Here is a 22,235-nt window from a genome sequence, read left to right on the forward strand (position 1 = left end):
CATGTATCAATACTTCATCGAAGGTCTGCAACGGCTTGGCCGGGCGTTGATGCTGCCGATTGCGATTTTGCCCATTGCCGGGCTGCTGCTGCGCCTGGGCGACACCGACTTGCTCAACATCGCAATCATCCACGATGCCGGCAACACGATTTTCGCCAACCTGGCGCTGATCTTCGCCATCGGCATTGCCGTGGGTTTTGCCCGCGATAACAACGGCACCGCAGGCCTGGCCGGGGCGATCGGTTATCTGGTGCTGATCTCGACCCTCAAGGCGCTCGACCCCCATATCAACATGGGCATGCTCGCCGGGATTGTCAGCGGCCTGATGGCCGGAGCGCTGTACAACCGCTTCAAGGACATCAAGCTGCCGGAATACCTGGCGTTCTTTGGCGGGCGGCGTTTTGTGCCGATCGTCACCGGGTTTGCGGCCGTAGCCCTGGGCGCCCTGTTCGGCCTGATCTGGCCACCGATTCAAGAAGGCATCAACAGCCTGGGCGTATTGCTGCTCGAAAGCGGCAGCCTGGGGGCATTCATTTTCGGCGTGCTTAACCGCATCCTGATCGTTACCGGGCTGCACCATATCCTTAACAACATGGCGTGGTTCGTGTTCGGCAGCTTCACCACCGACACCGGTCAAGTGGTGACCGGCGACCTCACCCGTTACTTCGCCGGTGATCCCAACGGCGGGCAATTCATGACCGGCATGTTCCCGGTGATGATGTTTGGCCTGCCGGCGGCGTGCCTGGCGATGTACCGCAACGCATTGCCGGAGCGGCGCAAACTGATGGGCGGGATTTTCCTGTCACTGGCGCTGACCGCGTTTTTGACCGGTGTCACCGAACCCATCGAATTTGCTTTCATGTTCCTCGCGCCCTTCCTCTATTTGTTGCATGCGTTGCTGACCGGGCTGTCGATGGCCATCACCAACCTGCTGGATATCCATTTGGGCTTCACCTTTTCCGGTGGTGCCATCGACATGTTGCTGGGCTGGGGCAAGTCCACCAATGGCTGGATGATCTTTCCCGTCGGGCTCGCCTACTTCGTCATTTATTACCTGGTGTTTGATTACTGCATCCGCCGCTTCAAACTCAAAACCCCGGGCCGAGAAGACAACCCGGTGACTGAAACCGCCGACCTCACCGAGAACCAGCGAGCCAACGGCTACATCCAGGCGTTGGGTGGTGCGGCCAATCTGATTACCGTCGGTGCCTGCACCACACGCTTGCGCCTGGAGCTGGCCGATCGCAGCAAGGCCCAGGACAACGAGCTCAAGGCGCTGGGCGCCATGGGCGTGATGCGACCGGGGCGTGCGGGCAGTCTGCAAGTGGTGGTCGGGCCAATGGCCGACAGCATCGCCGACGAGATCCGTTTAGCTTTGTCACAGGGCAACCACTCGACCTCCGCCAGTCAGGCGCACGTTTGTGCGGAGCAACCGACGCAAGAAGTCGAGCCCGAAGCCGCCAGAAAATGGCTGGGCGCGCTGGGAGGCAGCAGTAATGTGTTGCATGTGGAGTGCGTAGCGCTCACCCGCTTGCGAATCAAGCTTGGAGACGAACGTTCATTGTCAGAGAGTCAGCTCAAGGCATTGGGCAGCCAGGGCATCAGCCGGCACGCCGATGGCGTTTGGCATGTATTGGTGGGCGCGCAGGCGCAGGGATTGAGTGAGGCGTTGGGGCGCTTGATCAGGCCAGATCACGCACGCTAAAACAACTGCAGGAGCGAGCTGGCCCGGCGATGGCGTCAATGGGATCTCTCAGAGAGCTCTGCATTGTTTGCATCGCGAGGCCAGCTCGCTCCTGCGAGTTGGTGTTACAAATCCGCCAGACGCCACACTTCATAAGCAGGCGTTTCATAGGGGTGGCTGTGCTTGAGCGCAGCCACCACCCCATGAATCAGATCATCGGCAACGACCAGCTCAACCTTCCATTCCCCAACGTATTCGACCTGGCCGGTTTGCCCGATAAACGGCTGACTGCCGTCCAGCGCGCGAAACTGGCCCTGGCCCAATACCTGCCAGGCGCAGTGGTCATAGTTACCGATCCGTCCGCCACCGGCAGCGAATACAGCATCCTTGACCACTTCGACGTGGCTTGGGGGTACGAAGAAGCTGAGCTTGTACATGCCCTTAGTCGACCCATACACGAGCGTTACGGAACATGCGCAACCAAGGCGCATCTTCGTTCCACTCTTCAGGACGCCATGAGTTCTGCACGGCGCGGAAGACCCGCTCCGGGTGCGGCATCATGATAGTCACGCGGCCGTCACGGCTGGTGAGACCGGTAATCCCGCGCGGCGAGCCGTTCGGGTTGGCCGGGTAGCTCTCGGTAACCTTGCCGTGGTTGTCAACGAAGCGCAGTGCCACGCAACCCGACAGATCGGCTTGCAACAGGGCTTCGGGGCTGGCGAACTCGGCATGACCTTCACCGTGGGCGATGGCGATTGGCATGCGCGAACCGGCCATGCCCTGCAGGAAGATCGAATTCGACTCCTGCACTTGAACCATCGCCACACGGGCTTCGAACTGCTCGGAACGGTTACGCACAAAGTGCGGCCAGAGCTCGCTGCCCGGTACCAGTTCGCTGAGGTTGGACATCATCTGGCAACCGTTGCAAACACCCAGGGTGAAGCTGTCGCTACGCTCGAAGAAGCCCTGGAACGCATCACGTGCACGGGCGTTGAACAGGGCCGACTTGGCCCAGCCTTCACCGGCACCCAGTACGTCGCCGTAGGAGAAGCCGCCGCACGCAACCATGCCCTTGAAGTCGTTCAGGTCGACACGACCGGCCAGGATGTCGCTCATGTGCACATCGACCGCGTTGAACCCGGCACGGTCAAACGCCGCCGCCATTTCAACCTGACCGTTGACGCCCTGCTCGCGCAGTACGGCAACCTGTGGGCGAATGCCTTTCTTGATGTATGGCGCGCTGATGTTGGCGTTGACATCAAAGCTCAGCTGAACGCTCAGGCCCGGATTGTCTTCTTCCAGCAGCACGTCGAACTCTTGCTGGGCGCAGTCTGCGTTGTCACGCATACGCTGGATCTGGAAGCTGGTTTCAGCCCACTGACGTTGCAGCAGAGGACGCTGACCGGCGAAAACAGTCTCGCCATTGAAGGTGATCGTCACGTCTTCGCAGTTGCGCGGCTGACCAATCACCGACACGCATTCGCCCAGACCGGCCGCGCTGAACTGTGCGAGCACGTCAGCGGTAGCGTCCTGACGCACCTGAACCACCGCACCCAACTCTTCGTTGAACAGGATCGCAGGAATGTCGGCAGCGGTTTCAGCCAGGCCGTCGAGTGCCAGGTTGACACCGCAGTGACCGGCAAACGCCATTTCCATCACGCTGGTCAGCAGACCACCGTCGGAACGGTCGTGGTAAGCCAGCAAATGGCCGTCGGCATTCAAGCCCTGGATCACGGCGAAGAAGGCTTTGAGGTCTTCTGCGTCATCCACGTCAGGCGCATGACGGCCAAGCTTGCCGTAGGTCTGGGCCAGGATCGAGGCGCCCATGCGGTTCTGGCCACGGCCCAGGTCGATCAGAATCAGATCGGTCAGGCCCTTGTCCATGCGCAGCACCGGAGTCATGGTCTGGCGAACATCGAGCACCGGAGCAAAGCCGGTCACTACCAGCGACAGCGGCGAGGTAACGGTCTTGTCAGTGCCATCTTCGTTCCAGCGGGTTTGCATCGACATCGAGTCTTTGCCCACCGGAATGGTGATGCCCAGTTCAGGACACAACTCCATGCCGACCGCTTTCACGGTGTCATACAGACGGGCGTCTTCGCCGGGGTGACCCGCAGCCGACATCCAGTTGGCCGACAGTTTGATGTCGCTGATTTTACCGATACGCGAAGCCGCGATGTTGGTCAGGGTTTCGCCGATTGCCATACGGCCCGATGCCGGAGCATCCAGCAGTGCCAGCGGGGTACGCTCGCCCATGGCCATGGCTTCACCGGTGTACACGTCAAAGCTGGTGGCGGTAACCGCAACGTCGGCTACCGGCACTTGCCACGGACCTACCATCTGATCACGCGCAACCAGGCCGGTAATGGTCCGGTCGCCGATGGTGATCAGGAAGCTTTTGCTGGCCACGGCCGGGTGATGCAGGACGCGCTCGACACACTCGCCGATGTCCAGCGTGGACGGATCGAAGTCATCGCCCATTTCGGCTTCACGGACCGCCGAACGGTGCATGCGCGGAGCCTTGCCCAGCAACACTTCCAGTGGCATGTCCACCGGGTTGTTGCCGAAGTGGCTATCGGTGACGGTCAGCTGCGGTTCGGCAGTGGCTTCGCCAACCACGGCAAACGGGCAACGCTCGCGTTCGCAGATCGCCTTGAAACGCTCGAAATCAGCAACGCCCACCGCCATTACATAGCGTTCCTGGGATTCGTTGCTCCAGATCTCGTGCGGGGCCATACCCGGCTCGTCGTTTGGAATATTGCGCAGTTCGAAACGACCGCCACGCTCACCATCGTTGACCAGCTCGGGGAAGGCGTTGGACAGACCACCGGCGCCGACGTCATGGATGAAGCTGATCGGGTTTTTGTCACCCAGCTGCCAGCAACGGTCGATGACTTCCTGGCAACGGCGTTCCATTTCCGGGTTTTCGCGCTGCACCGAAGCGAAGTCCAGGTCAGCCGAGCTCGCACCGGTCGCCATGGAGGAAGCGGCACCGCCACCCAGACCGATGAGCATCGCCGGGCCGCCCAGCACGATCAGCTTGGAGCCAACGGTAATTTCGGCTTTCTGTACGTGTTCGGCGCGGATGTTGCCCATGCCGCCGGCCAACATGATTGGCTTGTGGTAACCGCGCACTTCTTCACCACGGGGAGTCGTGATCGACTGCTCGAAGGTACGGAAGTAACCGGTCAGGGCCGGACGGCCGAATTCGTTGTTGAACGCGGCGCCGCCCAGCGGGCCTTCGATCATGATGTCCAGCGCGGTAACGATGCGCTCGGGCTTGCCGTACGGCACTTCCCACGGCTGTTCAAAGCCAGGGATCTGCAGGTTGGACACGGTGAAACCGGTCAGGCCGGCCTTCGGCTTGGCGCCACGGCCGGTAGCGCCTTCGTCACGGATCTCGCCACCGGAACCGGTCGCCGCACCCGGGAACGGAGCAATGGCGGTCGGGTGGTTGTGGGTCTCAACCTTCATCAGGATGTGTACCGGCTCCTGTACCGCGCCGTACTGGCGGGTTTCAGGGTCCGGGAAGAAACGCCCTGCCACGCTGCCGACGATGACCGAAGCGTTGTCCTTGTAGGCCGACAACACGCCTTCGCTGTGCATCACGTAGGTGTTCTTGATCATGCCAAACAGGCTTTTATCCTGGCTCTGGCCGTCGATGTCCCAGCTGGCGTTGAAGATTTTGTGACGGCAATGCTCGGAGTTGGCCTGGGCGAACATCATCAGTTCGATGTCGTGCGGGTTGCGACCCAGGCCGTTGAACGCATTGACCAGGTAGTCGATTTCGTCTTCGGCCAGTGCCAGACCCAGCTCGACGTTGGCTTTTTCCAGCGCGGCGCGACCGCCGCCCAGCACGTCGATGGCCGTCAGCGGCTTGGGCTCGGCATGGCTGAACAGGCCGGCAGCCTGTTCAAGGTTGCCCAGCACGATTTGCGTCATGCGATCATGCAATGCAGCGGCAATCAGTTCGGCATCAGCGTCGCTGAACTGACCGGCCACATAGAACGCAATGCCACGTTCCAGGCGCTGGACTTTAGCCAGGCCACAGTTACGGGCAATGTCGCTGGCCTTACTCGACCAAGGGGAAATGGTGCCAAACCGCGGCAACACCAGGAACAGTCGGCCACTGGGCTCTTGGACCGGCACACTTGGGCCGTACTTCAAGAGACGAGCCAGGACCTGCAGTTCATCGCTGGTCAACTCACCGGTCACATCGGCGAAGTGGGCGAATTCAGCATACAAACCAGTGACAGCCGGAACCTTGAGGCTCAGTTGTGCAAGGAGTTTGCTGTGGCGAAAGGCAGAAAGGGCAGGAGCGCCGCGCAGGATCAACATCTTCGGGACAGCCTCGGGAGGGGTATGCTTTGAGGCCCGGCATTCTAGCCTAAACCATCGCTGACGGCACCCGAAACGGCACACCTGAAGCAAGCCAAAGCCGGTTAACCGACCAAAGCCTTATTCTTTATGGCTATCAGAGCTTTTGTGGATGGGCGGTCATGATCTTTAAACCACCTCTAATGCCCCATTCCATAAGGGTTTGGCCGTTTTTGGCAGTTGTTATCAGAATGACCGTAAATTGTCGAGATATGGCACCGGGGCTGCTTTGCGTATACTGCGCGGATGTTTTCTCTAACTGCATTCCGCCAGCGTGGAGCCAGATGGCTGTTCGCAACCGGACTCTTCCTGATGCTCGGCGCCTGCGTTGAAAAACCCAGCACCCTTGAGCGCGTAAAGGAGGATGGGGTACTGCGGGTGATTACCCGTAACAGCCCGGCCACCTATTTCGAGGATCGCAACGGCGAGACCGGCTTCGAATACGAGCTGGTGAAGCGCTTTGCCGATGATCTGGGTGTAGAGCTGAAGATCGAAACAGCCGACAACCTGGACGATATCTTCACTCAGCTGGGCGAACCTGACGGTCCCGTTTTAGCTGCTGCCGGTCTGGTCAGCAGCGAGAAACGCCTGCAGCAAGCCAAGTTCTCTCACCCGTACCTTGAAGTCACGCCCCAGATCATCTACCGCAACGGCCAGTCACGCCCCACCACTGCCGCCGATCTGGTGGGCAAACGCATCATGGTGCTCAAAGGCAGCTCCCACGCCGAGCAACTGGCCGAACTCAAGAAGCAATATCCCGGAATCGAATACGAAGAGTCCGACGCCGTCGAGGTTGTCGACTTGCTGCGCATGGTCGATGAAGGGCAAATAGACCTGACACTGGTCGACTCCAACGAAGTAGCAATGAACCAGGTGTACTTCCCCAACGTTCGCGTGGCCTTTGATCTGGGCGACGCCCGCAGCCAGCGCTGGGCGGTGATGGCCGGTGAAGACAACAGCCTGCTCAACGAGATCAATGCGTATCTGGACAAGGTCGAAAAAAACGGCACCCTGCAACGTTTAAAGGACCGCTACTACGGGCACGTCGATGTTCTGGGCTACGTCGGCGCTTACACCTTCGCCCAGCACCTGCAGCAGCGCCTGCCCAAATACGAAAAATTCTTCAAGGATGCGGCCAAAAAGGAGCAGGTCGACTGGCGTCTGCTGGCAGCCATGGGCTATCAGGAGTCCTTGTGGCAGCCCGCCGTCACGTCCAAAACAGGCGTTCGCGGCCTGATGATGCTGACCCAGAACACCGCGCAAGCGATGGGCGTGTCCAACCGGCTGGACGCACAGCAAAGCATCATGGGCGGCGCCAAGTATCTGGCTCTGATCAAGAGCGAACTGGACGACGATATCGAAGAGCCTGATCGCACCTGGTTTGCGCTGGCAGCCTACAACGTTGGCGGTGGTCACCTGGATGACGCCCGCAAACTGGCCAAGAAAGAAGGCCTGAACCCGAATAAGTGGCTGGACGTAAAGAAAATGCTGCCTCGCCTTGCGCAGAAGCAGTGGTACAGCAAAACCCGCTATGGCTACGCCCGGGGCGGCGAGCCGGTGCACTTTGTGGCCAACATCCGTCGTTACTACGACATCCTGACATGGGCCACACAGCCTCAGCTTGAGGGCGACCAGGTCGCTGACGGCAAGCTGCACATACCGGGCATCAACAAGACCAAGCCCAAGGAAGAGCCGCAGCTTTAAAGCAGTACCGCCAAACCCCGTAGTCGCTGCCAAGGAACGAAGGTTGCGAGCTTTTTTGCGTCGCGTTCAAAATCATTTGGCGCGGCTCTTAATATCAAGAGCTCGCAGCCTTCGTTCCTCGTCAGCGACTACCGGCCGAACCGTGACCGGGTTTAAGCCTTTGCCGCCGCCAGAATCAGTGCCTTCATCTCGGCCACTGCCGACTTGAAGCCAACGAACAGAGCATGCGCCACCAAGGCATGGCCAATGTTCAGCTCATTGATGCCCTTGATCGCCGCTACCGCTTCAACGTTGTGGTAGTGCAGGCCATGACCGGCATTAACGATCAGCCCTTGCGCCAGGCCAAATGCCACGCCATCAGCCACACGTTGCAACTCTTCGGCCACTTCGGTCGGGGTCTGCGCATCGGCATAACGCCCGGTGTGCAACTCGATAGCAGGGGCACCGACGCGTTTTGACGCAGCAATCTGCCGCTCATCAGCATCGATAAACAACGAGACTTCACAACCGATTTTCGCCAGACGCTCGACGGCAGCCTTGATCCGCGCTTCTTGCCCGGCAACGTCCAGACCACCTTCGGTCGTCAGCTCCTGACGGGTCTCGGGCACCAGACAGATATGGGCCGGACGAATGCGCTCGGCAAATACCATCATTTCTTCGGTGACGCCCATTTCGAAGTTCATGCGCGTTTGCAGTACATCCTTGAGCAGCAGTACATCACGCTCCTGGATGTGCCGACGGTCTTCGCGCAAATGCACGGTAATGCCGTCCGCGCCCGCCTCTTCCGCGTCCAGTGCAGCCTTGACCGGGTCAGGGTAACGGGTGCCGCGAGCCTGACGCAGCGTGGCTACGTGGTCGATATTGACGCCGAGAAGAATGCGATTGCTGGTAGTCACGAGGGCTCTCCTGAAGAGTTGAAGATTCGGCGCATAGCATACCTCAGGGCTTGCGAAACAACTCACGGCTGGCCAGTGGTTTACCTGCCAGATGCACCGCCAGTGCCTGACGCATCAGGCGCTTGGCCGCCAGCAATGCACCGGGAGCGCTCCAGTCAGCTTCGGCCATGGCGTGCAATTGCTCGCCATGAAACAGCCCCGGCTGCTGCAGCCACACCCTCTCCAGCCCGGCATCCACCTGCAACCGGTACAGGCCGTCTGCCTCCACCGGCTCGCCATGGATATCGAGCGACAATGAAAAGCCGTAGCCCAGATCATCCAGCAAACGCCATTCAAAGGCCCGCAGCAAAGGCTCCAGCGGCCGGCCTTCAGCCAGCGCCAACAAGGTCGCTGCGTAATGATGGAATATCGAGGGGTGCGGATCTTCAGCAGGTAACAGGCGAATCAGCAGCTCATTAAGGTAGAGACCGCTGAACAGCGCTTCACCATTGAGCCAGGTTGAAATACCGGCGCTTTCCATGCGCCCGACGTTTTTCAACTCACCACGCCCACGAAACTCGATCTCCAGCGGCACAAAGGGACGCGCCAGAGTCCCGGCCTTTCCGCGCGCACTGCGTAGCACCGCCCGCAGTCGACCTTGAGGCGTGAGGAAGTCCACCAGGGCACTGGTTTCACGATAGGGGCGACTGTGCAGGACGTAAGCGAGTTGCGGGATGGGGGTTTTGCTGGACATGGACGGTTTTAATCCTGAAAACCTAGGGCGACTTCCAAGGAGCCATCGCTGGCAAGCCAGCTCCCACAGGTTTTAAACCGGTCTTGTGGGAGCTGGCTTGCCAACCCACCCAAGTCTTGAACCGGTCTTGTGGGAGCTGGCTTGCCAGCGATTGTCGCGCCGCGGATGGCAGGCTGTTACAGGTCGCCGTAGCCCAGGGAACGCAGGGCGCGTTCGTCGTCGGACCAGCCGCCTTTCACTTTAACCCACAGGTTAAGCATGACTTTGGAGTCGAACAGCAGCTCCATATCCTTGCGCGCTTCGGTACCGATGCGCTTGATACGCTCGCCCTTGTCGCCAATGATGATTTTCTTCTGGCCATCACGCTCTACCAGAATCAGCGCGTGGATATGCAAGGTTTTGCCCTGCTGCTTGAACTCTTCGATCTCGACGGTGATCTGGTACGGCAGCTCGGCACCCATCTGGCGCATGATTTTCTCACGTACCAGTTCGGCGGCCAGGAAGCGGCTGCTGCGGTCGGTGATCTGATCTTCCGGGAAGAAGTGCTCGTTCTCCGGCAGATGATCGGCAATCACGCGCTCAAGGGCATCGAGGTTATGACCGTGCTGAGCGGAGATCGGGATGATCTGGGCGTTCGGCAGTTGCTCCTGAAGCCAGCTCAGATGCGGCATCAGCTCGGCTTTGTCTTCGATACGGTCGGTCTTGTTCAGAGCCACGATCAAAGGGCCGGTCACGTACTGAACACGCTCGAGCACCATCTGGTCCTCGTCGGTCCACTTGGTGCGATCAACGACAAAAATCACCACATCAACGTCTTTCAACGCAGCCGATGCGGTTTTGTTCATGTAGCGGTTCAGGGCTTTCTCGCCACCTTTGTGCATGCCCGGAGTATCGACGTAGACCGCTTGCACGTTACCTTCGGTCTTGATGCCCAGCATGTTGTGGCGGGTGGTCTGCGGCTTGCGCGAAGTAATCGCCAGCTTTTGACCCAAAATGTGGTTCAGCAGTGTGGATTTACCCACGTTTGGTCGACCAACAATGGCGACATAGCCACAGCGTGTTGCAGTTGAATCAGTCATGGCCATTCTCCACGCCAAGGGCTATCAGTGCTGCGGCGGCCGCTACCTGTTCGGCAATACGACGGCTCACACCCTGACCCCGGCTTTTTTCATTCAATAGGGCAATTTCGCACTCAACGAAGAACATGCGGCAATGCGGTTCGCCCTGGATATCCACCACTTCGTAACGTGGCAGGTCACAGGCACGCGACTGCAAGAACTCTTGCAGCCGGGTCTTTGGATCTTTATTGGTGTCGACCAGGGTCAGAGTCTCGAACTCACTGGCAAGCCAGGCCAATACGCGGTCACGAGCGGCTTCCATGCCCGCATCCAGGTAAATGGCGCCGATCAGCGCTTCAAGGGCATCGGCCAAAATCGACTCACGGCGAAAGCCACCGCTTTTCAGTTCGCCCGAGCCCAGACGCAGGTATTCACCCAACTCAAAACCACGGGCCAGCACGGCCAGGGTTTCGCCTTTTACCAGACGGGCACGCAGACGGGACAGTTGGCCTTCACGGGCCAGCGGGAAGCGGTCAAACAATGCTTCGCCGGCTACAAAATTGAGGATGGCATCCCCCAGGAACTCGAGGCGCTCATTGTTGCGCCCCGCGAAACTGCGGTGTGTCAGGGCCAGAACCATCAGTTCCTGGTCCTTGAAGGTATAGCCGAGCTGACGCTCTAAACGCTCTAAAGAAAAACTCACGATTTACCCACGCTGAGTTCGTGGCCGAATGTCACCACCGGACCGATATTAGGGATCAGTGATGCTCGTTTATCGCATAGCAAATGGACAGGGAACAGGCTGTTCGCCGCCGTCACACTTAACGCTTTGTTCAAATCCACATCCTGAATACTGTTGACCGGCATGCCTGAAGCAGCACCCCGACCTTAAGAACCGCAGACCCGGGATTTATCCGCAGGCCTGAAAAGCATTCGGCGCTGTTATTAACAGCGCCGTCTTGGCTACTTGATCAATCCAACCCGCGAGAAATTAGGCAGGTTGTTCGACTTGGGTTCCGGCCAGCTCATCCACACAGCGAAGGCCTTGCCGACGATGTTCTTGTCGGGAACCATGCCCAGTTCGTCTTTGGGAATGTTCGGATCATCCCAATAACGGCTGTCGTTCGAGTTGTCACGGTTGTCGCCCATCATGAAGTAGTGCCCGGCCGGAACCGTCCACTCCTTGTCAGGCGGCGCGCGATAACGGCTCATTTCCTTGCGGATCATGTGCTCGACTTCGCCCAGCTTCTCTTTGTAGAGTTCCGCGCTGCCCAGGGTACCCGGCTCCGTGCCCACCATCTGCTCGGCAACCAATTGATCATTGACGTACAAATGCTTGTCGCTGGTGTAGCGAATCTTGTCGCCCGGCAGGCCGACTACACGCTTGATGTAGTTGACCGTAGGGTCGCTCGGGTAGCGAAACACCATCACATCGCCCCGCTTCGGATCACCCACCTCGATGATTTTCGTATCGAGAACCGGCAAGCGGATCCCGTAGGAAAACTTGTTCACCAAAATGAAATCGCCCACATCCAGGGTCGGCTTCATCGAGCCGGACGGAATCTGGAACGGCTCAACCAGAAACGAACGCAACACCAGCACGATGAACAACACAGGGAAGAACGATTTGCCGTATTCAACCAGCATCGGCTCCTTGTTGAGCTTTTCGATTACCTGCGTATCAACCGGCGTAACACTGGCTTGATAGTTGGCAATGGCCTTGCGCCGGCGCGGTGCCAGGAAGACCAAATCGAGCAGCGCCAGCAAACCGCACACGGCAACAGCAATGACCAGCAACAGCGGGAAATTTAGTGACATAGGACCTAGCTATCCAACCTGAGCACTGCAAGGAAGGCTTCTTGTGGAATTTCCACGTTACCTACTTGCTTCATGCGTTTTTTACCGGCTTTCTGCTTTTCCAACAGCTTGCGCTTACGGCTAACGTCACCACCGTAGCATTTGGCCAGTACGTTTTTTCTGAGCGCTTTAACAGACGAGCGCGCAATGATTTGGCCACCAATGGCAGCCTGAATTGCCACATCGAACATCTGACGCGGAATCAGCTCTTTCATCTTCTCGGTCAGCGCACGCCCTTTGTAGTGAGCGTTGTCGCGGTGAACGATCAGAGCCAGTGCGTCAACCTTCTCGCCGTTGATCAAGACATCAAGCTTGACCAGGTTGGCCGATTGATAACGGTCAAAATGGTAGTCGAGCGAAGCATAGCCGCGACTGGTGGATTTGAGACGGTCAAAGAAGTCCAGAACCACTTCGTTCATCGGCAAATCGTAAGTCACTTGTACCTGGGAGCCGAGGAACAGCATGTCGTGCTGAACGCCGCGCTTCTCAATGCACAGGGTAATGACGTTGCCCAGGTGCTCTTGAGGCACAAGGATATTGGCACGAACGATAGGTTCGCGAATATCTTCAATGGAAGACACGTCCGGCAGCTTGGACGGGTTGTCCACGTAAATGGTTTCACCCGTTTTGAGCAGCAGCTCGAAAATTACGGTAGGTGCCGTGGTGATCAGGTCCAGATCGTACTCGCGCTCAAGGCGCTCCTGGATGATCTCCATGTGCAGCATGCCGAGGAACCCGCAACGGAAGCCGAAGCCCAGTGCGTCGGAGCTTTCCGGGGTGTACTGCAGCGACGAGTCGTTCAGCGTGAGCTTTTGCAGTGCTTCACGGAAGTCTTCGAAATCGTCAGAGCTGACCGGGAACAAACCGGCGTAGACCTGCGGCTGAATGCGTTTGAAACCAGGCAGTACGTCAACATCGGGCGTGGAGCTCAAGGTCAGGGTATCGCCCACTGGCGCACCGTGAATGTCCTTGATGCCGGCGATGATGAAGCCTACTTCACCGGCTTTCAGATCAGTGGTCGCCGTGTGCTTGGGATTGAACACGCCCACGCTGTCGACCAGGTGCACCTTGCCGGTGGACTTGACCAGGATCTTGTCGCCCTTTTTCACGCGCCCGTGGCGCACGCGAACCAGGGACACAACGCCCAGGTAGTTGTCGAACCAGGAGTCGATGATCAAGGCTTGCAGCGGATCTTCGTAGTTGCCGGTTGGCGCAGGAATGGTCTGCACCAGGCGCTCAAGCACTTCGTCGACGCCCAGACCGGTCTTGGCGCTGCAAGTCACTGCGTCCGTGGCATCGATGCCGATGATTTTTTCGATTTCGTCGCGGACGCGATCAGGATCGGCCTGCGGCAGGTCGATCTTGTTCAAGACCGGCATGACCTCAAGCCCCTGCTCGATCGCGGTGTAGCAGTTGGCTACGGACTGGGCTTCTACGCCCTGCCCCGCATCGACCACCAGCAACGCACCTTCACAGGCCGCCAGAGACCGGCTGACTTCGTAGGTGAAGTCAACGTGGCCCGGGGTATCAATGAAGTTCAGCTGATAGGTTTTGCCGTCTTTGGCCGTGTAATACAGGGTAACGCTGTGGGCTTTGATGGTGATCCCGCGCTCGCGCTCGAGGTCCATGGAGTCCAGAACCTGGGCTTCCATTTCGCGCTCGGCGAGGCCGCCGCACATCTGAATAAAACGATCGGCCAGCGTCGACTTGCCATGGTCAATGTGGGCGATGATGGAGAAATTGCGGATATGACTCAAATCACTCACGGGTCAACACTCAAAAAAAGTCGCAGGCAGACTGCCCGCCGAAAAATAGCCGGGAATTGTACCTGATCCTCGCGCCAAGCGTCACGTTCACAGGCCAATGGCCCCACACAAAAAAGCCCCTATCGCGAGATAGAGGCTTTTGATTGCATCAAGAGCGGTTAATTAACGAGCCCTGCGCAACAGCCAGATACCGGCCAGCGCACAAATACCGGCGGGCAGCAGCACCGCAAACAGCGGTGAGAAGCCAAACACCAGACTGGCTGGCCCCAGCAGGTCTTGCGCAATTTTGAACGCAAAGCCCACCAACACACCGGTAAACACTCGCTGTCCCAGGGTAACGGAACGCAACGGACCGAAAATAAAGGAGATGGCCATCAACACCAGCGCCGCCGTAACCAATGGCTGCAACACCTTTACCCAAAATGCCAGCCAGTAACGGCCGTTGTTCAGCCCTTGGTCTTTCAGGTAGTGGATGTAACTCCACAGGCCGGTGATGGAGAGCGCATCCGGCGCCATGACCACGGTATTGAGCAACTGCGGGCTCAACGACACATCCCAACGCTCTTCAGGCAACTTGATGACTTCAGTGCTGCGGTCATGGAAAACCGTCGTTGCAACGTCGCTCAACAGCCATTGGTCCTGGTCGAACTGGGCCTTCTTGGCGAAACTCGCCGACAACAGATGGCGCTCTTTATCAAACCGGTAGCGGGTTACGCCCAGCAGCATGCCGTTTGGCTGAACAGCGTTGATATGGATGAACTCTTCACCCTGACGGTGCCACAGACCATGCTTGGAACTTTGCGCGTCACCGCCACCTTGCGCCAGAGCACGGTTGGCCTGGGCAATGGTTTCAGTTGCCGGGGCGACATACTCGCCAATCAGGATACCGGCCAGCATCAAGACCAGCATTGGCTTCATGACCGCCCAGACGATACGACCGGTGGACACGCCAGCCGCACGCATGATCGTCAGTTCGCTGTTGCTCGCCAGGCTGCCAAGGCCGATCAGGCAGCCGATCAGCGCCGCTACCGGCAACATTTCGTACATGCGGCGCGGCGCTGTCAGCATCACAAAACTGAAAACGTCCATGATCGTGTAGGTATCAGAGACGCTCTTCACCTCATCGATGAACGCGAACAGCGACGCAAGCCCCAGAATGATCCCCGTTACCGCCAGGATCGCCAGAAACACGCTTTTACCAATATAGCGATCGAGCTTAACCACGAGCCATCTCCTTGACGCTACGGCGATTCGCCAGTTTCAAGCGCAACGGCTCCCAGTAAAACAACAACAGGCCAATGATCAGGAACAGGCCATGCACCCACCACAAACCGAGCACCGGTGAAATCTTGCCTTTTTCCAGGGCTCCGCGGACCAGAATCAAAGCGGTCACATACGCCATATAAAGAAGTATGGCCGGCAACAACTTGAGGAAGCGCCCCTGACGCGGGTTGACGCGAGACAGCGGAACCGCGATCAGCGTCACGATAAAGACCAGCAGCGGCATGGAGAAACGCCATTGCAGCTCTGCTTGTGCACGAACATCCGGGTTGCCGACAAGATCCATGGTCGGCATCGCATCGCGGTCGGTCACTTCATCGCTGACATCAGGCTTGGGCAGTAACACACCGTAGGTGTCGTACTTGATGGCGCGGTAGTCGGCCAGGCCCGGGTTACCGTCATAACGGTAGCCGTTATCCAGAATCAGCCAGCGACTACCGTCGGCACGCACTTCCTGGCGCCCCTTTTCTGCAACCAATACAGTAATGCCACGATCCTTGGCCTCCTGACCCGCAGTCTTCTGCGTTATGAACACCCCGTTCAGGTGGGTCCGGTCGTTAGTCAACTGTTCGGTATAAGTGACCCGCGAACCGTCATTCAATGCCTGAAAGCGGCCAGGTTCCAACGTGTCGAATTCGGTCAGGGCATCTTGCTTGTTCAGCAGCAGCTGAAACTGATTGGCGCCTTGCGGGGCCAGGCTCAGACTCAACCAGGCCACAATCAGGGCGACGATGACGGCCGGCACCATGGTAATGCCCAGCAAGCGCTGCTGACTCATACCGGTAGCCGACAGTACGGTCATCTCGCTTTCGAGATACATGCGCCCGTATGCCAGCAAAATGCCCAGAAACAGCCCCAAGGGCAGAATCAGCTGCATAAAGCCCGGAAGACGAAAGCCCATGATCAAGAACAACGAGCTCGGATCCATAGCCCCGGATGCAGCCTGGGCCAGGTATTTGATGAAACGACCGCTCATGATGATGACCAGCAGCACAGCGCTGACAGCGCTCAATGTAAGCAGGACTTCGCGGGACAGATAACGGAAGACGATCAAACCAGACACTCCAGGGTCGTCAGGCTAAGGCGGCCAAACAAGCAGCATAACGAGTCGACACAGGCTCAAATAGATGAGCCGGGCCATTTAAAAAGATGGCGCATTATCCTGTGAATGGCCTCGCCTGTCACTGCGCATGCTCACCCAAGTATTCAAAGCTGCAATATGCGCGCAAGCGAGGGTTGTCAGGCTCGACTGACGGGGTTCAAACTGCCCGCCTTGACGCCCGCCTGGATCACAGGTGAAGCGCCTCATTTATCAGGCAAGCAAACACTGCCGTTTGTGCGCACGTTGACCATTTGATTCAGGGACCCGGACATGGAACTGGTTGTAAAAAGCGTCAGCCCAGAAACGTTGAAAACGGCCACTCTCGTGGTCGCCATCGGTGAAGGCCGCAAGCTCGGCCATACCGCCAAAGCCATTGACGAACTCACTGACGGCGCCATCAGCGCGGTACTCAAGCGTGGCGACATCGCCGGCAAAACCGGCCAGAGCCTGTTGCTGCACAGCCTGCCAAACCTTAAAGCCGAGCGTGTTCTGTTGCTGGGCACCGGCAAGGATGAGGAGCTGGGCGACCGTCCATTCCGTAAAATCATCAGCACCGCGCTTAACGTCCTCAAAGGCCTGGGCGGCAGTGATGCCGTACTCGCGATCGACGAACTGGTGGTCAAGGGTCGCGACAGCTACGGCAAAACCCGCCTGCTGGCAGAAACCCTGATCGACGGCGAATACAGCTTCGACCGCTTCAAAAGCCAGAAAGCAGAACCCCGCGCCCTGAAAAAAATCACCCTGCTGACCATCAAGGCCGCACAGGCTGAAGTTCAGCGCGCCATCACCCACGCCCAGGCAATTGCCAGCGGCATGGCGTTCACCCGCGACCTGGGCAATCTGCCGCCCAACATCTGCCACCCGGTCTTCCTCGCTGAACAAGCCAAGGAACTAGGCAAGGAATACAAAGGCCTGAAGGTCGAAATTCTTGACGAGAAGAAGATCAAGGACCTGGGCATGGGCGCGTTCTACGCCGTCGGCCAGGGCAGCGACCAGCCGCCACGCCTGATCGTGATGAACTACTCGGGCGGCAAGAAATCCGAGAAGCCATTTGTACTGGTCGGCAAGGGCATCACCTTCGACACCGGCGGCATCAGCCTCAAGCCAGGCGCCGGCATGGATGAAATGAAGTACGACATGGGCGGCGCTGCCAGCGTGTTCGGCACCCTGCGTGCCGTTCTCGAACTCAAGCTGCCGATCAACCTGGTGTGCATTCTGGCCTGCGCTGAAAACATGCCAAGCGGCGGCGCTGCGCGTCCGGGCGACATCGTGACCACCATGAGCGGGCAAACCGTGGAAATCCTCAATACCGACGCCGAAGGCCGTCTGGTGCTGTGCGATGCCCTGACCTACGCCGAACGCTTCAAGCCCCAGTCCGTAATTGACATCGCCACCCTGACCGGCGCCTGCATGGTTGCTCTGGGTGCTCACACCTCGGGCCTGATGGGCAACAACGACGAACTGATCGGCCAACTGCTGGAAGCCGGTAAACAAGCCGACGACCGCGCCTGGCAACTGCCATTGTTCGACGAGTACCAGGAACAACTGGACAGCCCGTTTGCCGACATGGCCAACATCGGCGGCCCTAAAGCCGGCGCCATCACTGCCGGCTGCTTCCTGTCGCGCTTTGCCAAAGCCTTCAACTGGGCTCACCTGGACATCGCCGGCACCGCATGGGTCAGCGGCGGCAAGGACAAGGGCGCCAGTGGCCGCCCTGTGCCCCTGCTGACTCAGTACCTGCTGGATCGCGCCAACGCTTGAAGCTGACAATCGCAGGCCGCGCCGTCTATTAACAGGCGGCACGGCCTCGATTCAGGAATTGCAATGACCCAAGAATTAACCAAAGTCGATTTTTACATCCTTCCCAGCGCCGACCCGGCGGCACGCCTGGATTTTGCCTGCAAACTCACTGACAAAGCCTGGCGCCTGGGTCACCGGGTATACCTGCACTGCAGCGATGCAGCCCAACGTCAGGATCTGGATAAGCGCCTGTGGCGTTTCAAGGGCGAAAGCTTCGTCCCCCACAGCCACACTGAAGACCAACCCGATGGCGTGATAGTGATGGGCCTGACCGAGGCACCTGCCAGCCATCAGGATTTACTGATCAACCTGGACCTTAAAGTCCCCGAATTCTTCAAACGCTTCGCCCGCGTGGCCGAAGTAGTGGTCGAAGACCCCGCCGTCCGACTGGCCGCACGGGAGAGTTTCCGCTTCTACCGCGAACAGGGCTATCCTCTGCAAGACCACAAGCTACAACGACTCTGAGCACACGATGGACACCTCCAACTCGCCGCAAAAAGCTGCACACCTGCTCGATGACCTTGAATCCATTCGCCAGTTGCTGGGGGATGAAAACCTGCAGCCACCCCTGCTGACCGAGATGGTGGGCGGCGAAGGTGCGCAGGTTTCTCAGATCCCGTTGCTTTCTGAAGTCATCAGTGAGGAGCCCGAATCGGCCCAGATACCGCTGGCCGGCATAGCCCCGGCGCCCAAGGCCGAAAAAGCCCCGGACGCCTTGCTGGTTCATCTGGACAAAGAGCTGCGCACCGCGGCGCAAGCGATCATGCAAGATGTGATCAACGACTTCGCCCCGCACATCGAAACCGAAATCAAACGCCGCCTCGATGCACATATGGAGCGCTTGCTCGCCCAGCATCAGAATTGATGCAGGCGCAAACCCCGTAGGAGCGAGCTTGCCTCGCGATCTTTTGATTGTTTAAAAAATCGCGAGGCAAGCTCGCTCCTACAGACTTCCCTCCCCATGCAACCCACAACTCGCCCTCTGCCTCCCGCCCCGCTATACTTGCCGGCTTTCCTGAATTAATGCCAATAGGGTCCCGCCGCGCATGGATAAGACCTACCAGCCGCACGCCATTGAAACTTCCTGGTACAAAACCTGGGAAGAACAGAATTATTTCGCCCCGCAAGGCGCGGGCGACCCGTACACCATCATGATTCCGCCGCCGAACGTCACCGGCAGCCTGCATATGGGCCACGGTTTTAACAACGCGATCATGGACGCCTTGATCCGTTTCCGCCGCATGCAGGGTCGCAACACCCTGTGGCAGCCGGGCACCGACCACGCGGGTATCGCCACCCAGATGCTGGTTGAGCGTCAGATCGAAGCACAAGGTCTGAACCGCCACGACCTGGGCCGCGAGAAGTTCCTGGACAAGATCTGGGAATGGAAAGATCAGTCCGGCGGCAACATCAGCCGTCAGATCCGTCGCCTTGGCTCGTCCGTAGACTGGAGCCGCGAGCGCTTTACCATGGACGACGGCCTGTCCGAAGCCGTGAAGGAAGCCTTTGTGCGCCTGCACGAAGACGGCCTGATCTATCGTGGCAAGCGCCTGGTCAACTGGGACACCAAGCTGCACACCGCAATTTCCGACCTTGAAGTGGAAAACCACGACGAGAAAGGTTTCTTGTGGAACCTGCGCTACCCGCTGGCTGACGGCGCCAAAACCGCTGAAGGCCTGGACTACCTGGTAGTTGCGACCACCCGTCCGGAAACCATGCTCGGCGATGCTGCCGTCGCGGTAAACCCGGAAGACGAACGCTACAAGGCCCTGATCGGAAAATTCGTCGAGCTGCCACTGGTTGGCCGGCGTATCCCGATCATCGCTGACGACTACTGCGATCCTGAATTCGGCACCGGCTGCGTGAAAATCACGCCGGCCCACGACTTCAACGACTACGAAGTGGGCAAGCGTCACAACCTGCCGCTGCTAAACATTTTCGACAAAAACGCAGCCGTACTGCCTGCCGCCCAGGTATTCAACCTCGACGGCACGCTGAACGAAACCATCGACGGCACCCTGCCGGCCAAGTACGCCGGCCTGGACCGCTTCGAGGCGCGCAAGCAAATCGTCGCCGACTTCGACGCCGCGGGCCTGCTGGTCAGCGTCGACGATCACGCGCTGAAAGTACCGAAGGGCGACCGCTCGGGCACCATCATCGAACCGTGGCTGACCGATCAGTGGTACGTATCGACCAAGCCATTGGCAGAACCTGCCATTGCCGCCGTTGAAGATGGCCGTATCGCGTTCGTGCCCAAGCAGTACGAAAACATGTACTTCTCGTGGATGCGCGACATCCAGGACTGGTGCATCAGCCGTCAGCTGTGGTGGGGCCACCGGATTCCGGCCTGGTACGACGAGTCGGGCAAGGTCTATGTAGGCCGCGACGAAGCCGAAGTCCGAGCCAAGAACAACCTGGGGCCGGATGTTGCGCTGCAACAGGACAACGACGTGCTCGACACCTGGTTCAGTTCGGGTCTGTGGACGTTCTCCACCCTGGGCTGGCCGGAAAAAACCGATGCGCTGAAAACCTTCCACTCAACCGACGTGCTGGTTACCGGCTTCGACATCATTTTCTTCTGGGTTGCCCGGATGATCATGCTCACCATGCACCTGGTGAAAAACGAAGACGGCACCCCGCAAGTTCCGTTCAAGACCGTGTATGTACACGGCCTGGTACGCGACGGTCAGGGCCAGAAGATGTCCAAGTCCAAGGGCAACGTCCTGGACCCGCTGGACATCATCGACGGCATCGAGCTCGAAGACCTGGTAGCCAAACGCACCACCGGCCTGATGCAGCCAAAACTGCTGAAGAAGATCGAAAAGCAGACCCGTGACGAATTCGCAGACGGCATCGCCAGCTACGGCACCGACGCCCTGCGTTTCACCTTCTGCTCGCTGGCATCCACCGGTCGCGACATCAAGTTCGACATGGGCCGCGTTGAAGGCTATCGCAACTTCTGCAACAAGATCTGGAACGCCGCACGCTACGTGCTGGACAAAGGCGAAGACTGCGGCCAGAACGGCGAAGCCTACGAACTGTCACTGGCTGACCGCTGGATCATCTCGCAGCTGCAGCGCACCGAAGCCGAAGTGACCCGTCATCTCGACCAGTTCCGCTTCGACCTCGCCGCTCAAGCGTTGTACGAGTTCATCTGGAACCAGTATTGCGACTGGTACCTGGAACTGTCCAAGCCTGTGCTGTGGGACGAAAACGCTCCGGTTGAACGCCAGCGCGGCACGCGTCGCACCCTGGTACGGGTACTGGAAGTGGCCTTGCGTCTGGCGCACCCGTTCATGCCGTTCATCACCGAAGAAATCTGGCAGCGCATCGCGCCGCTGGCCGGCGTCGAAGGCAAGACCATCATGTTGCAACCGTGGCCGGTGGCGAACGAAGCGCGCATCGACCAGGCTGCCGAAGATGATATCGAATGGCTCAAGGGCCTGATGCTCGGCACGCGCAACATCCGTGGCGAGATGAACATCGGTCCTGGCAAGCCTTTGCAGCTGTACCTGAAAAACGTCAGCAGCGAAGATCAGCGCCGTTTGACCGAGAACGATGCCCTGCTCAAAAAGCTGGCTAAACTCGAATCCATCACCGTGCTGCAAGACGGCGCCGAAGCACCGCTGTCCGCTACCGCTCTGGTTGGCGAGATGGAAGTGCTGGTGCCAATGGCCGGCCTGATCGACAAAGATGCAGAGTTGGCGCGCCTGGACAAGGAAATCCAGCGCTTGCACGGCGAAGTTGCCCGCGTTGGCGGCAAGTTGTCGAACGCCGCATTCGTTGACAAGGCTCCGGCCGAAGTCATCGAGAAAGAACGTGCCAAGTTGGCCGAAGCCGAACAGGCTTTGAGCAAACTGGCAGAACAGCACGCGCGGATTTCCAGCCTGTAATAACGCTGCGCACCTGATCGCGGGCAAGGCCTACTGGCCTGCTGTTCACTTAAGCGAAAGCCGACCCTTCAGGTCGCGCCGGTC

At 58.7% G+C, this 22,235-nt stretch carries 17 protein-coding genes; 6 read left to right on the plus strand and 11 right to left on the minus strand.

The genetic code is table 11. The features are described from left to right. The first annotated feature begins 1 nt into the window (after position 1). Positions 2-1,705 carry an N-acetylglucosamine-specific PTS transporter subunit IIBC gene (gene nagE, locus AOC04_RS15540; RefSeq protein WP_060694882.1) on the plus strand — a complete coding sequence of 568 codons (1,704 nt, stop codon included), beginning with the start codon at positions 2-4 and terminating at the stop codon, positions 1,703-1,705. 104 nt (positions 1,706-1,809) lie between these two features. On the opposite strand, the gene AOC04_RS15545 is transcribed toward nagE, so the two are convergent. Together AOC04_RS15545 and purL are read right to left on the minus strand one after the other, a co-directional pair. Beyond that, positions 1,810-2,121, minus strand: a complete 312-nt coding sequence (locus tag AOC04_RS15545) for a YqfO family protein (RefSeq protein WP_060694884.1) — start codon at positions 2,119-2,121, stop codon at positions 1,810-1,812. Between the two features lie 4 nt (positions 2,122-2,125). Next, entirely contained in the window at positions 2,126-6,022 is a 3,897-nt protein-coding gene (gene purL / locus AOC04_RS15550; protein ID WP_060694885.1) for a phosphoribosylformylglycinamidine synthase, read from the minus strand. A 285-nt stretch (positions 6,023-6,307) separates the two neighbouring features. Between purL and mltF the strand changes: the two genes are divergently transcribed. Next, positions 6,308-7,765 (plus strand): membrane-bound lytic murein transglycosylase MltF, encoded by a 1,458-nt coding sequence (gene mltF / locus AOC04_RS15555; RefSeq protein WP_060694887.1) that lies wholly within the window; start codon positions 6,308-6,310, stop codon positions 7,763-7,765. A gap of 152 nt (positions 7,766-7,917) precedes the next feature. On the opposite strand, the gene pdxJ is transcribed toward mltF, so the two are convergent. The 9 genes from pdxJ to lptF form a co-directional block, all read right to left on the minus strand. Further along, entirely contained in the window at positions 7,918-8,661 is a 744-nt protein-coding gene (gene pdxJ / locus AOC04_RS15560; RefSeq protein ID WP_060694889.1) for a pyridoxine 5'-phosphate synthase, read from the minus strand. A 43-nt stretch (positions 8,662-8,704) separates the two neighbouring features. Beyond that, the gene (gene recO / locus AOC04_RS15565; protein WP_060694891.1) at positions 8,705-9,394 is read right to left on the minus strand and encodes a DNA repair protein RecO; all 690 of its coding nucleotides are present in this window, start codon (positions 9,392-9,394) and stop codon (positions 8,705-8,707) included. A 176-nt stretch (positions 9,395-9,570) separates the two neighbouring features. Beyond that, positions 9,571-10,473, minus strand: coding sequence for a GTPase Era (era, locus tag AOC04_RS15570; protein WP_060694893.1), 903 nt, complete (start codon positions 10,471-10,473; stop codon positions 9,571-9,573). After that, positions 10,466-11,155 (minus strand): ribonuclease III, encoded by a 690-nt coding sequence (rnc, locus tag AOC04_RS15575; protein WP_060694895.1) that lies wholly within the window; start codon positions 11,153-11,155, stop codon positions 10,466-10,468. The genes era and rnc overlap by 8 nt, the downstream gene beginning before the upstream one ends. Further along, complete coding sequence (locus AOC04_RS23830; protein ID WP_157883481.1) at positions 11,152-11,319, minus strand: hypothetical protein; 168 nt, start codon at positions 11,317-11,319, stop codon at positions 11,152-11,154. The genes rnc and AOC04_RS23830 overlap by 4 nt, the downstream gene beginning before the upstream one ends. A gap of 96 nt (positions 11,320-11,415) precedes the next feature. After that, complete coding sequence (gene lepB / locus AOC04_RS15580; protein ID WP_060694898.1) at positions 11,416-12,270, minus strand: signal peptidase I; 855 nt, start codon at positions 12,268-12,270, stop codon at positions 11,416-11,418. A gap of 5 nt (positions 12,271-12,275) precedes the next feature. Then, on the minus strand, positions 12,276-14,075 hold the full coding sequence (lepA, locus tag AOC04_RS15585; protein WP_029612404.1) for a translation elongation factor 4: 1,800 nt from the start codon (positions 14,073-14,075) through the stop codon (positions 12,276-12,278). Positions 14,076-14,237: 162 nt separating this feature from the next. Further along, positions 14,238-15,299, minus strand: a complete 1,062-nt coding sequence (gene lptG / locus AOC04_RS15590; protein WP_060694899.1) for an LPS export ABC transporter permease LptG — start codon at positions 15,297-15,299, stop codon at positions 14,238-14,240. Continuing rightward, positions 15,292-16,410: an LPS export ABC transporter permease LptF gene (lptF, locus tag AOC04_RS15595; protein WP_060694901.1), complete on the minus strand. Its 1,119-nt coding sequence runs from the start codon at positions 16,408-16,410 to the stop codon at positions 15,292-15,294. Before lptF ends, lptG begins: the two co-directional genes overlap by 8 nt. Before the next feature lie 318 nt (positions 16,411-16,728). On the opposite strand from lptF, the gene AOC04_RS15600 reads away from it, so the two are divergent. The 4 genes from AOC04_RS15600 to AOC04_RS15615 all read left to right on the plus strand — a co-directional run bounded on the left by AOC04_RS15600 (position 16,729) and on the right by AOC04_RS15615 (position 22,151). Next, positions 16,729-18,219: a leucyl aminopeptidase gene (locus AOC04_RS15600; RefSeq protein ID WP_060694903.1), complete on the plus strand. Its 1,491-nt coding sequence runs from the start codon at positions 16,729-16,731 to the stop codon at positions 18,217-18,219. Positions 18,220-18,282: 63 nt separating this feature from the next. Next, positions 18,283-18,723, plus strand: coding sequence for a DNA polymerase III subunit chi (locus AOC04_RS15605; RefSeq protein ID WP_060694906.1), 441 nt, complete (start codon positions 18,283-18,285; stop codon positions 18,721-18,723). Positions 18,724-18,730: 7 nt separating this feature from the next. Further along, positions 18,731-19,123: a DNA polymerase III subunit chi gene (locus tag AOC04_RS15610; protein WP_060694908.1), complete on the plus strand. Its 393-nt coding sequence runs from the start codon at positions 18,731-18,733 to the stop codon at positions 19,121-19,123. A 181-nt stretch (positions 19,124-19,304) separates the two neighbouring features. Beyond that, on the plus strand, positions 19,305-22,151 hold the full coding sequence (locus AOC04_RS15615; RefSeq protein WP_060694910.1) for a valine--tRNA ligase: 2,847 nt from the start codon (positions 19,305-19,307) through the stop codon (positions 22,149-22,151). The last annotated feature ends 84 nt before the right edge of the window (positions 22,152-22,235 follow it).

This window comes from Pseudomonas versuta, assembly GCF_001294575.1.
Classification (GTDB): Bacteria; Pseudomonadota; Gammaproteobacteria; order Pseudomonadales; family Pseudomonadaceae; genus Aquipseudomonas; species Aquipseudomonas versuta.